General features: G+C 66.3%; 13 protein-coding genes. 6 read left to right on the top strand and 7 right to left on the bottom strand.

Annotation, left to right across the window (positions count from 1 at the left end):
• The 4 genes from AC5E6L_RS09790 to AC5E6L_RS09775 all read right to left on the bottom strand — a co-directional run.
• Positions 1–238 (bottom strand): exonuclease domain-containing protein (locus AC5E6L_RS09790; protein ID WP_491772939.1); only part of this gene is annotated, 238 nt, incomplete at its 3' end.
• Between the two features lie 90 nt (positions 239–328).
• Positions 329–928 (bottom strand): dephospho-CoA kinase, encoded by a 600-nt coding sequence (gene coaE, locus AC5E6L_RS09785; RefSeq protein WP_491229085.1) that lies wholly within the window; start codon positions 926–928, stop codon positions 329–331.
• The gene (locus AC5E6L_RS09780) at positions 925–1,785 is read right to left on the bottom strand and encodes a shikimate dehydrogenase (RefSeq protein ID WP_491772937.1); all 861 of its coding nucleotides are present in this window, start codon (positions 1,783–1,785) and stop codon (positions 925–927) included. The genes coaE and AC5E6L_RS09780 overlap by 4 nt, the downstream gene beginning before the upstream one ends.
• The gene (locus AC5E6L_RS09775) at positions 1,778–2,347 is read right to left on the bottom strand and encodes a Maf family protein (protein ID WP_491772935.1); all 570 of its coding nucleotides are present in this window, start codon (positions 2,345–2,347) and stop codon (positions 1,778–1,780) included. The genes AC5E6L_RS09780 and AC5E6L_RS09775 overlap by 8 nt, the downstream gene beginning before the upstream one ends.
• Before the next feature lie 535 nt (positions 2,348–2,882).
• On the opposite strand from AC5E6L_RS09775, the gene hemE reads away from it, so the two are divergent.
• Both hemE and hemJ read left to right on the top strand, forming a co-directional pair.
• The gene (hemE, locus tag AC5E6L_RS09770) at positions 2,883–3,908 is read left to right on the top strand and encodes a uroporphyrinogen decarboxylase (protein WP_491772933.1); all 1,026 of its coding nucleotides are present in this window, start codon (positions 2,883–2,885) and stop codon (positions 3,906–3,908) included.
• Positions 3,909–3,930: 22 nt separating this feature from the next.
• On the top strand, positions 3,931–4,476 hold the full coding sequence (gene hemJ, locus AC5E6L_RS09765; RefSeq protein WP_491229081.1) for a protoporphyrinogen oxidase HemJ: 546 nt from the start codon (positions 3,931–3,933) through the stop codon (positions 4,474–4,476).
• Here the strand turns inward: hemJ and AC5E6L_RS09760 are convergent.
• Positions 4,473–5,381 (bottom strand): polyprenyl synthetase family protein, encoded by a 909-nt coding sequence (locus AC5E6L_RS09760; RefSeq protein WP_491772931.1) that lies wholly within the window; start codon positions 5,379–5,381, stop codon positions 4,473–4,475. The two genes, hemJ and AC5E6L_RS09760, sit on opposite strands and share 4 nt — an antisense overlap.
• A gap of 283 nt (positions 5,382–5,664) precedes the next feature.
• Here AC5E6L_RS09760 and AC5E6L_RS09755 point away from each other — a divergent pair, with 283 nt between their 5' ends.
• Positions 5,665–6,321: a biosynthetic peptidoglycan transglycosylase gene (locus AC5E6L_RS09755; RefSeq protein ID WP_491772929.1), complete on the top strand. Its 657-nt coding sequence runs from the start codon at positions 5,665–5,667 to the stop codon at positions 6,319–6,321.
• Between the two features lie 140 nt (positions 6,322–6,461).
• Positions 6,462–6,644: a 50S ribosomal protein L32 gene (gene rpmF / locus AC5E6L_RS09750; protein WP_491229923.1), complete on the top strand. Its 183-nt coding sequence runs from the start codon at positions 6,462–6,464 to the stop codon at positions 6,642–6,644.
• An 85-nt stretch (positions 6,645–6,729) separates the two neighbouring features.
• Here the strand turns inward: rpmF and AC5E6L_RS09745 are convergent, their stop codons facing one another.
• Together AC5E6L_RS09745 and AC5E6L_RS09740 are read right to left on the bottom strand one after the other, a co-directional pair.
• Entirely contained in the window at positions 6,730–7,551 is an 822-nt protein-coding gene (locus AC5E6L_RS09745; protein WP_491772927.1) for a lytic murein transglycosylase, read from the bottom strand.
• Positions 7,552–7,670: 119 nt separating this feature from the next.
• Positions 7,671–8,390, bottom strand: a complete 720-nt coding sequence (locus AC5E6L_RS09740; RefSeq protein WP_491772925.1) for a YggS family pyridoxal phosphate-dependent enzyme — start codon at positions 8,388–8,390, stop codon at positions 7,671–7,673.
• Positions 8,391–8,551: 161 nt separating this feature from the next.
• Here AC5E6L_RS09740 and leuS point away from each other — a divergent pair, with 161 nt between their 5' ends.
• Both leuS and lptE read left to right on the top strand, forming a co-directional pair.
• A complete protein-coding gene (leuS, locus tag AC5E6L_RS09735) occupies positions 8,552–11,167 on the top strand; it encodes a leucine--tRNA ligase (RefSeq protein ID WP_491772923.1) in 2,616 nt (871 codons plus the stop codon).
• A 53-nt stretch (positions 11,168–11,220) separates the two neighbouring features.
• Entirely contained in the window at positions 11,221–11,703 is a 483-nt protein-coding gene (gene lptE / locus AC5E6L_RS09730; protein ID WP_491772921.1) for an LPS assembly lipoprotein LptE, read from the top strand.
• The last annotated feature ends 70 nt before the right edge of the window (positions 11,704–11,773 follow it).

Raw genomic sequence — 11,773 nt, 5'->3', positions numbered from 1 at the left:
ATTCGAACCACTGGTCGATGATTTCGGCAAAGCGCGGCTTGTCGGAAAGCATGGCGTTCGAGATACCGTGCACGGCGAGCGCCTCGGGGTGCACCTCGCGCCCGTCGGGATTGACGAGAACGTGGAACGACCGGCCCGTCAGGAACCGGTTGTCGAGTTCGACGGCGCCGATCTCGATGATCCGGTCGGCCTGGCTGTCCAGCCCGGTCGTTTCAGTGTCGAAGATGATCTCGCGCATGAAGGCTCCACGGGTTTGCCGGCCGACCCATGATGGGGAGGGGACGGGGTCACCGCAAGGGCTCGGAACGGCGGTCCAAAGAAAGCGGCGTCAGACGTGATCGGCCGGGCGCGGCGCGAGCACGCCGATCAGGTCGGCGACCTTGGCGCGGGCGCAGTCGGTGCCAAGCGAAGTGTCGATGATAAAATCAGCCCGCGCCCGTTTGACCTGGTCGGGCACCTGCCTGGCGCGGATCGCCTCGAACCTGGCCTCGGTCATGCCCGTGCGGGCCATCACGCGTTCGCGCTGGACCTTTTCGGGCGCGGAGACGACCAGCACCTTGTCGACGCGGTCGAGCGCCTCGGTCTCGAACAGGAGCGGGATATCGAGCACGACGAGCGTGTCGCCCCTGGCGCGCGCCGCCCGGACAAAGGCGGCTTCGGCTTCGGCGACGAGCGGATGGACGATTGCTTCGAGCCGCGCCAGCGCGGCCCGATCCCCAAGCACCCGTTCGCCAAGAGCGGCGCGGTCGACGGCACCGTCGCGAACCGTTCCGGGAAAGGCCGCCTCGATCGCGGGCGCGGCCTTGCCGGCATAGAGTTCATGGACGACGGCGTCGGAATCGTGGACGGGAATGCCGGCCTCGACGAACATGCCGGCGGTGGTCGATTTGCCCATGCCGATGGACCCGGTAAGACCGAGCCGGATCATGCCAGGGCCCCATCGCCGGCGGCGTGCCGCTCCAGGTCGGCGACGAGAAGCCGATGCAGCGTGTCCGTCACCGCGGGCCGCGCGCCGAACCAGCGCTCGAAGCCCGGCACGGCCTGGTGCAGAAGCATGCCCAGACCGTCGGCCGTGCGCAGGCCGCGCGCTCCGGCCGCCGCAAGAAACGGTGTCCTGAGGGGAATATAGACGATGTCCGCGGCGATCGTGCCGTCCTTGACGCCGGCGAAGTCGAGGGTCAGGGGCGGCTGGCCGGCCATGCCGAGCGCAGTCGTGTTGACGAGCAGATCCGCCTCGGCCGCCAATGGGGCGACGGCATCGAGCGGAGCGGGGCGGATCGCCGGCCCGAACCGCTCGACGAGCGCGCGGGCGCGGTCGACGGTGCGGTTGGCAAGGTCGATGCGGCCATAGCCCGCTTCGAGCAGGGCGTGCAGCACGGCCCGGCTGGCCCCGCCCGCGCCGATCACCAGGGCGCGGCCGCCATCGCGCCAGCCGGGCGTTTGCCGGTCGAGATTGGCTGAGAACCCATATGCATCGGTGTTGCCGCCGACACAGCGGGCGCCCTCGCGCCAGACCGTGTTCACCGCGCCGATCGCCTCGGCGGCCCGGTCCCTCATCGCGACGGCGGCGAAGGCCGCTTCCTTGTGCGGGATGGTGACGTTGCCTCCGGTCCAGCGCGACCCCGGAAGGCCGGTGATGAAGGCGGGAAACTGCCGGGGCGCGATGTCGAGCGCCTCGTAGCGCCCGTCGATTCCCAGTTCGGCGAGCCAGTGGGCATGGATCAGCGGCGAGCGCGAATGGCCGACGGGATGGCCGGCGACGAAGGCATGCACCGTCCTAACCATCGAGCGCGCCCAGATCGCGCAGTTCGGCCAGCAGCGGCAGGAGAGGAAGGCCGATCACGGTGAAGTGGTCGCCATCGATCCTGTCGAAGAGCTGGATGCCCTCGCCTTCGACCTGATAGGCACCCACACTGGTGAGCGCGCGGTCGACCACGGAGGGCGAGAGCGTGCGGACATGCATCTGGGCGACGGACAGATGCCGCCAGACCGTCTCGCCATCGCGCACGATCGCCAGCGCGCTGTTGAGCGTGTGCACCCTGCCGGACATGTCCAGAAGCCGCGAGCGCGCCTCGCGCATGTCGGCCGGCTTGTGCAACAGCGCGCCGTCCAGCGCCATCGTCTGATCGGCGCCCAGAACCAGCGCGCCGCGCCGGCGCGCGGAAACGTCGGTCGCCTTGGCTTCGGCGAGAAGCTGAGCCAGGCCGGCCGGATCAAGGCCCGCCTCAAGGAACGGCGCCTCGACGGCGCGCTCGTCCACACTGGCGGCCTGGGCATCGAAGGCCACTCCCGCATCGCGCAGGATCGCGGCGCGGTAGGGGCTGGTCGAGGCGAGCACGAGGGTCATGACATGCGTGTCGACGCCGGATGTGTCGAACCAAATCGTCTCATACCAAATCCACCGGGCTCATGTGGACAGGGCCTAGCGCGACCGCGAATCGAGCGCAAGCTGTCAAGCATCGATGGCCGGCGCGGCCCGCGCTGGGGACAATGCTGTTGACGAGCCGGCGAACCTTGCGGCGCGCGCGCCGCGCCAGGGGAGAAGGGCGGATCATGCCCACATGGACGGTTTGAATTGAGCGCGCGGGCGAGACGAACGCAAGGATGGGGGATCGTGACGATCCGCGACAGTTCACAGGCTACTTACAGGAAAAGAGCATGCGGATCTTTGGAAGATATTGATTTACTTGATAATTTTCATTTCAGCCCAATTGGGGATATCCACTCCGGCGCCCGAATGTCCCCGTTGATGGCTGTGGAATTGCGGTGCATGGCCGGGGATCGAGGAAACATGCCCGCAACCCACAGACTCATAGAAAAATCAAAAACCTTCCGTTAGACATCTGTTCCTTGAAGAGGCCGAGGAAAAGGGAGGACACCGCATGGTCGAACCGAACATGCTGAACGTCATGCGGGGCGCGACGCTGACGCCGCCGCCGATCTGGGTGATGCGTCAGGCAGGCCGGTACCTGCCCGAATACAGGGCGACGCGCGCCAAGGCGAAGAGCTTCCTCGATTTCTGCTACACGCCCGATCTGGCCGTTGAGGCCACGTTGCAGCCGATCCGCCGTTACGGCTTCGATGCGGCGATCCTGTTCTCGGACATTTTGGTCATTCCCGACGCGCTCGATCGCGACGTGACGTTCGTGCAGGGAGAAGGACCCCGCATGCGACCGGTGAATGCCGAAGAGGTCGAAACGCTCGATGTCTCCGGCGTTCTCGACCATCTGTCGCCGGTCTTTGAGACGGTGCGGCGATTGCGCGCCGAACTGCCGGCGGAAACGGCCTTGCTGGGTTTTTGCGGCGCGCCCTGGACGGTGGCCACCTATATGATCGCCGGCCATGGCACGCCGGACCAGGCACCCGCGCGGCTGATGCTCTACCGCGACCCCGGCGTGCTCGAACGGCTGCTTGCGATCCTCGCCGAAGCTTCGGCGCAATATCTGATCGCGCAGATCGACGCCGGCGCGGACACGGTCAAGATCTTCGACAGCTGGGCCGGCGTTCTCGACCAGGATGCCTTCGAGCGGTGTTGCGTGCGCCCGGTCCGCACGATGATCGAGACCGTCAAGCGGGAACGGCCGGGAACACCCGTGATCGCCTTTCCAAAGGGGGCCGGCTGCCAATATCGCGCCTATCGCGAGAAAACCGGGGCGGATATGATCGCGCTCGACTGGACCGTGCCGCTCGATATGGCCGCAGATATGCAGAAGGAGGGCCCGGTGCAGGGCAATCTCGATCCGCTGCGCGTTGTGGCCGGGCGGGACGCGATCCGGGAAGGCGTCGGCCGGATCGTCGATGCGCTGGGAAAAGGCCCGTTCGTCTTCAATCTCGGGCACGGCATCACGCCGCAGGCGGACCCGGACGACATGGCGTATCTGGTCGATCTGGTGAGGGGGAAGGGGTGAGCGAACATTCCACCATGGACCGATGACATCCACGCAACCGGAAACCTCGGCCGGAAAGGGACGCAAGGCGGGGATGCGGGCAGCGGCCGCGCTCGCCGTTTTCCTGGCCCTTGGCGCTCTCATCTTCCTGTTATCGCCGGGCGCGCGCTATGACTGGATCAAGGCGGTCCATGTCATCGCGGTGATTTCGTGGATGGCGGGCATGCTCTATCTGCCGCGCTTGTTCGTCTATCATTGCGATGCCGAACCGGGCTCGGTTCAGGACCGGACCTTTGCCGTCATGGAGCGCCGGCTCCTCAAGGTCATCATGACGCCCGCCATGCTGGTCTCGTGGGTTCTCGGGCTATGGCTGGCCTGGGAAGCGGGCCATCTGACATCGGGCTGGTTCATCGCAAAGATGGCCGCGGTTCTGATGCTGACCGGGGCACATGGCTACCTGGCCGCTTCGGCTCGTGCATTCGCCGACGGACGCAATGAAAAGTCCGCGCGGCACTGGCGGATCGTCAACGAAGTGCCGACATTGGCGATGGTGACGGCCGTCATTCTTGTGATCGTCAAGCCGTTCTAGCAGGTTCGACGCGCGATGAATCGCGCCGCTTCGCGCAGCACCGACGCCCGCCCGCCATAAGGCGCAAGCAGCGCCTCGGCCTCGGCGACATAGGCGTCCAGCTTCCCCCGCGCCCAGTCCATGCCATGCATCCGGACGAGCGTCTTCTTTCCGGCCGCCTCGTCCTTGCCGGTCGCCTTGCCCATCGCCGCCGCATCGGCCGTCACGTCCAGGAGATCGTCGGCTAGCTGAAAGGCAAGGCCGATCAGGGCGCCGAACCGGCGCATTGCCTCGCGTTCCGTTCCGCCGGCGATGATCGCACCCGCTTCGCACGCCGCCCCGATCAACGCGCCGGTCTTCATGGCATGGATGGTCGTGACCGTGGGCGCGTCGGCGGGCATGCTCTCGTGCATCAGATCGAGCATCTGTCCGCCGGCCATGCCTCCAAGACCCGCCGCCCGCGCCAAGAGCACGACCAGATCGCCGCGCGCGGCCGCCGTAAGGCCCGGTGCCTCGGACGCGGCCAGCAGATCGAACGCCATGGTCAGCAGCGCGTCGCCGGCAAGGATCGCCGTCGCCTCGTCGAAAGCGATATGCACGCTCGGCTGTCCGCGCCGCAGGTCGTCGTCGTCCATAGCCGGCAAATCATCATGCACAAGCGAATAGCAATGAACGCATTCGAAGGCGGCGGCCGCATCGAGCGCGGCCGCATCGGCACCGCCGAGCAGGGCGTTGACTTCCAACACCAGGAAAGGTCGCAGGCGCTTGCCGCCATTGAGGACGGCATGGCGCATCGCTGCCAGCAGCTGCTCGGGGCGGACGATCTCCTGCGCGCGGGGATCGGCGCCGAGGATGGCATCGAGATGTCTGTCGATGCGGCTTGCGCGCGCCGACAGGGCGCTGCGGAAAAGATCATGGTCCGTCATGGCTTGCTTTTGGCGTTTTCGATGCCGATCTGCAATAAGCGTGCCGCATGGCCACGGCAGGCTGCCCATTGGTGACCGAACACATGCCCGAAGCTGAATTGACGACCGGATCGGCCCGCGCGTGAGCGCGGCGCGGACAAGATCGAAGGGTGAAAAGCGCCCCCGCGGCCGCACCGGAGACGGTGCGGCGGACGGTGGCGCACGCACGCCCGACCAGCGCCGGAACCGCGCCGACCGCAAGCGCCGAAGGTTCGGTCTGCGGCCTCGGCGCCTGGTCTTCTATATGCTTGTCATGCTTTTGGTCCTTGCGCTGCCGCCGTTGGTCCTGACGCTCGTCTACCGCATCGATGCCGTCCGTCCGGTGTCTACCCTGATGATGTCGCGCGTGCTGACCGGCCAGCCCGTCGACCGCCAATGGATCGGCATCGAGGATGTCGCGCCCAGGCTCTACCAATCCGTCCTGATGTCCGAAGACGGCCGCTTCTGCGCCCATAACGGCCTGGATCTGCGTGAATTGCGGGCGGTCATCGACGATGCCCTGGAAGGCGAGCGGCCGCGCGGCGCCTCGACCATCACCATGCAGACGGCCAAGAACCTGTTTCTCTGGCAGGGCCGGTCGCTGATCCGAAAGGGCCTTGAGGTGCCCATCGCGATCTGGATCGATCTGGTCCTGCCCAAGGAGCGGGTCATGGAAATCTATCTGAACATCGCCGAGTGGGGTCCGTCGGGCCAGTTCGGCATCAAGGCCGGCGCCGCGCACCATTTCGGCCGCGCGCCCGAGGCTCTGACCGCGCGCCAGTCGGCGCTGCTCGCCGTCACGCTGCCCAACCCGCGCCTGCGCGATCCCGCAAGACCGAGCGGCGGGATGAACCATGTCGCCGACATCATTGAGCGCCGTGCCGCGCAATCGGGTGCCTATGTGGACTGCCTGCCCGTCTGAAGCCTGCCAAATTCGGGGCCCGGGCCCTTCCCCAACCGGCCCTGATTGTGTATAGCGCGGCCACTTTTCCGCGCATGACGGTTCGATGGCCGCCGGTTTCCGGCCATATCGCCGCTGCGCACGATCTGGAGCAAGACAAAATGGCAGTGCCAAAAAGGAAGGTCACCCGCGCCAAGCGCGGCATGCGCCGCTCGTCCGACGCGCTCAAGAACCCGGTCTATGTCGAGGACAAGGCATCGGGCGAACTGCGCCGCCCGCACCATATAGACCTGAAGACCGGCATGTATCGCGGCCGACAGGTTCTGGCGCCCAAGCAGGACTGAACCTGTCTTCTACGGATCGCGGCCCGCGCCTGCGACGGCAAGCGCGGGTTTTTGTGCTGACACGACGCGCGCGGGCGCGGCGCCGTCACCGGTCGATCAGGCTGGCGGCGTAGGCGATCGCGCGCTGATAGTTGCCGCTATCGTTCCAGGCCGAAAGCACGCCGAAATTGGTCGTCCCCTCGGTAAAGGGATGACCGGCGCTCCATCCGTTGCGCCACAGCATATTCGCCGCCGTGGCCAGCGCGTCGGCCGCATTGTTGGGATCGGCGCGGCCGTCGCCGTTCCCATCGGTGGCGAACCGGACCCAGTTGCCGGCCAGGAACTGCATATGGCCAAGTTCGCCGGAGGGGCCGCCCTGGCTGCCCGAGGAGATCACGCCGCGATCGACGAGATGCAACGCCGCGATCGCATCGTCCTCGAAGCGGGGATGGCGGCGACAATAGGACGCCAGCGTCACCGCTCCGTCGACGATCGGCGTTGCGCCGGTATAGCCGCCCCACGATGTCTCATAGCCCCAGATCGACACCAGGATCGAGCCGGGCACGCCATATTGGCGCTCAAGCGCCTGAAAAAGCCCCGCTTTCTGTTCCAGTCGCCGCTTGGCGCCGGATACGAACGAAGCGACGCTCGAAAAACGGGACCGGAGAAACTGTTCGGGACTGCGATGCAGCGTGCCGGTCTGCGAGGACGGGTTGGATTCAAACCGCCACGTGATTCCCGAGAGCCGCGCCTCTCGCAGGGCTTGCATGCCGCGCTGCCCGACCCCGGCCGCGGCGGCCTGCTGTCCCAGGGCCTGCTTGTAGGCCGCGAACTCGCCCTGGCTGGTGATGCACCCCGCCGCCATGGCAGGCGTTGCGCCCATCGTGGCAAGCGCGAGCATGCCAAGTCTGACCCGCTTCAGTGTCATATCCGATTTCCCCTTGCTGAAGGGTCGGCCTGAAAGGTGTGGCCGACGCGCCCGAGCGGACAGTGCCGGATTCGCGGCCGAAAGTCAGGCATGGACGCCGCAAAAAAGCTCTGCGCCTCTCAGCGTTCGCCGAAAATCGCCGATCCCACGCGCACGTTCGTCGCGCCGAACGTGATGGCCGTCTCGAAATCGCCCGACATGCCCATCGACAAACCTTCAAGCCCGCAGCGGGCGGCGAGTTTCTTCAAAAGCGCGAAATGCGGACCGGGGTTTTCGCCGAAGGGCGGGATGCACATCAGACCCTCGATCTCAAGTTCCAGTTCGTCGCGGCAAAAGGCGACGAACCGTGCCGTATGCGAGGGCGCAACGCCGGCCTTCTGCGGTTCCTCGCCCGTGTTGACCTGCACATAGAGCCGCGGCCTGCGTCCCTGCCTGTCCATTTCGCGTCTGACCGTCCGCGCGATCTTTTCCCGGTCCACGCTCTCGATGACGTCGAACAGCGCCACCGCCTCGCCGGCCTTGTTCGATTGCAAGGGTCCGATCAGATGCAGCGCGATGCCGGCGTAACGCGCGCGCAGATCCGGCCATTTGGCCTGCGCCTCCTGCACGCGGTTCTCGCCGAAGACACGGTGTCCGGCGTCCAGCACCGGCGCGATCGCCTCGGGTCCGAACGTCTTGCTGACCGCGACGAGCGTCACCTCGGCGGCATCGCGGCCTGCCTGCCTGGCAGCTGCCCCGACCGCCCCGCGAACCGCTTCAAGGCGCGCCACGCTCCCTGTCCGGGCGGCAATGTCCGCCTTTGTCTTGGATGGTTCGCCCCTCTTGGATGGTTCGCCCATTGTCTCTCCGGCTTCTCGGCGCCCGCGCTCTTTGGCGCCCGCGGTTGACGCTGTGCGCGTTTGGCGGCATGACACCGGCGCGCCCCTGCCTCTCAAGTGCACGGGCGCGCGCCGATTTCAAGCCCGGCCGCACCGGCCGGCCACCCTCTGTCCGGACATTCATGAGCACCCAACGTTACGATCCGCGCGCCGCCGAGCCCAGATGGCAGAAGGCCTGGGACGAGGCCGGTCTGTTTTCGGCCGACAATGCCGATCCGCGCCCGAAATATTACGTGCTCGAAATGTTTCCCTACCCGTCCGGACGCATCCATATCGGCCATACGCGCAACTATACCATGGGCGATGTCGTCGCGCGCCACAAGCGCGCCATGGGCTACAATGTGCTGCACCCGATGGGCTGGGACGCCTTCGGCATGCCGGCCGAGAACGCGGCGATGCAGAACAGGGTTCATCCGCGCGACTGGACCTATCGGAACATCGACACGATGCGCGCCCAGCTCAAGCTGATGGGCCTGTCGATCGACTGGAGCCGCGAATTCGCCACCTGCGATGTCGACTATTATCACCGCCAGCAGATGCTTTTCGTCGACTTCCTTGAGGCCGGCCTCGTCGGACGGCGCGTCTCCAAGGTGAACTGGGACCCGGTGGACCGGACCGTTCTTGCCAACGAGCAGGTGATCGACGGCAAGGGATGGCGCTCGGGCGCCGAGGTCGAGCAGCGCGAATTGGCCCAATGGGTCTTCAGGATCGCCGATTTCAGCCAGGATCTGCTCGACGCCATCGACGCGCTCGGCCAATGGCCCGACAAGGTGCGTGCGATGCAGCGCAACTGGATCGGCCGGTCCGAGGGCCTGTCGATGCGCTGGGCGCTGGTCGAACAGAGCGCGCCCGCCGGCGAGACCGAGCTTGAGGTCTACACCACGCGGCCGGACACGCTGTTCGGCGCTTCCTTCATGGCGGTCGCCGCGGACCATCCGCTCGCAAGGAAAGCCGCCGAGGCGAACCCCGAACTTGCCGCCTTCTGCGAGGAGTGCCGCCGCATGGGCACCTCCGTCGCCGCGCTGGAAACGGCCGACAAGAGGGGCTTTGACACCGGCATAAGGGTCCGGCACCCTTTCGACGAGGGCTGGGAGCTGCCGGTCTATGTGGCCAATTTCGTGCTCATGGATTATGGTACCGGCGCGATCTTCGGCTGCCCCTCGGGCGATCAACGCGACCTCGATTTCGCGCGCGCCTATGATCTGCCGGTGGTTCCCGTCGTGCTGCCGCCCGAGGCCGATGCAGCCGGTTTCGCGATCGGGGACGAGGCCTGGACCGGCGAGGGGACGATGATCAACTCTTCGTTCCTGGATGGCCTGACGCCGGCAGCCGCGTTCGATGTGATCGCCGACCGTCTCGAAGCCAGGGATTTAGCCGGCAAACCGCAAGGGAAACGTCAGGTCCGGTTCAAGCTGCGCGACTGGGGCATTTCGCGTCAGCGCTACTGGGGCTGCCCGATCCCGGTGGTCCATTGCGACGCCTGCGGTCTCGTGCCCGTGCCGAAGGACCAGCTTCCCGTCACCTTGCCCGACGACGTCTCGTTCGAAAGGCCCGGCAATCCGCTCGACCATCACCCGACATGGAAGCATGCCGACTGCCCTGCTTGCGGAAAGCCGGCCCGGCGCGAGACCGACACGATGGACACCTTCGTCGATTCGTCTTGGTATTTCGCCCGCTTCACGGCACCGCGCGAAAAGGCGCCGACCGATCCGGACGCGGCCAATGCCTGGCTGCCGGTCGACCAGTATATCGGCGGCATCGAGCATGCGATCCTGCATTTGCTCTATTCGCGCTTTTTCGCCCGTGCCATGAACCGCACCGGTCACATGAAGGTCGACGAGCCGTTCAAGGGCCTGTTCACCCAAGGCATGGTGGTCCACGAAACCTACAAGGCCGACGATGGCCAATGGCTCGATCCGGCCGAGGTCCGGATCGAGGGCGTCGCCGCCGACCGCAGGGCGTATCACGCCGAAACCGGAGCACCGGTCGCCATCGGCGGACTTGAAAAGATGTCCAAGTCCAAGCGGAACACGATCGGGCCCGAGGACATCACCCAAAGCTACGGGGCCGATACGGCGCGCTGGTTCATGCTGTCCGATTCGCCGCCCGACCGGGACGTTGAATGGACTGACGCCGGCGCTGAAGGCGCGCACCGTTTCATCCAGCGCCTCTGGCGCCTTGTCGTTGGCGCGGCGCCGGCCATCGCACCGGGCAATCCGGCCGTGGCATCGGACGGCGCGACACGGATGCGCAAGGCCGCGCACAAGGCGCTCAAGGGCGTCGGCGAGGATTTCGAGCGGCTCGCCTTCAACAAGGCGATCGCGCGCATCCACGAAATGGTCAACGCCGTGGCACCGCCGATCGATCATGCGGCGCGATCGGGTTCGGGCGCCGACAAGGCCGCCGCCCATGAGGTGTTGTCCATCCTCATCCAGCTCGTCGCGCCGATCGCCCCGCACCTGGCCGAGGAATGCTGGACCGCGCTCGGCCATGAGGCGATGGTCGCCGAAACGCCGTGGCCCGCCTTCGATCCGGCGCTGGTTGCCGACCAAACCGTTACGCTTCCCGTGCAGATCAATGGCAGGAAACGCGGCGAACTGGAAATCGCGCGGGACACCGACAGGGCCGGCGTGGAAAGCGCCGTCCTGGCGCTGGAGTTCGTCCAGCGTCACCTTGGTGGGGCCGCGCCCAACAAGGTGATTGTGGTGCCCGGCCGCATCGTCAATATAGTCGTGTAATGGACAAGCACAGCAACATCCCGATCGCCCGTCGCGCTGCCCTTCTGGGCACCATGGCATTGCTTGCCGGCTGCACGGTGCGGCCGCTCTATCCGAACACGGCCTCCGATCCGTCGGCTCAAGCGGCGCCGCTGGCGGCCATACGTGTCGATGACGTTGACGATCGGGTCGCCCAGAAAGTCCGCAACCATTTGATTTTCCTGCTCTATCAGGGCGGAGAAGCCAGCTCGGTGCCGACCCATTCGGCAAGGATTACGGCAACCCCTTCGGTTCAGGACGTGTTCATGACGACAGCGCCCGACGGGTCGACCAGAATCAGCGCGAAACGCGTGGCCCTGACGGGTGTCCTCACCCTGTCGCGCATCGGCGATGGCGCCGTCGTCGCCGCGCGCACGCGCACCGCCACTGCCTCCTTTGATCAAAGCGGGCAGGAATTTGCCAATCTGCGCGCCGGGCGTGATGCCGAGGAGCGCGCGGCGCGCCAATTGGCCGAGCAGTTCCGAATCGTGATCGCTGTGGCGCTGGCCGGCCCCTAGAGCGGTTTGTCTTTAGATGGGAGCGGATTGATGGACAGGGTTTTTCGCCGCGGCGAGGAAAACACCGCGG

It is taken from the genome of Roseitalea sp., from assembly GCF_984466335.1.
The sequence above is the reverse complement of the archived record's forward strand: the minus strand, read 5'-3'. Positions and strand labels throughout refer to the sequence as shown.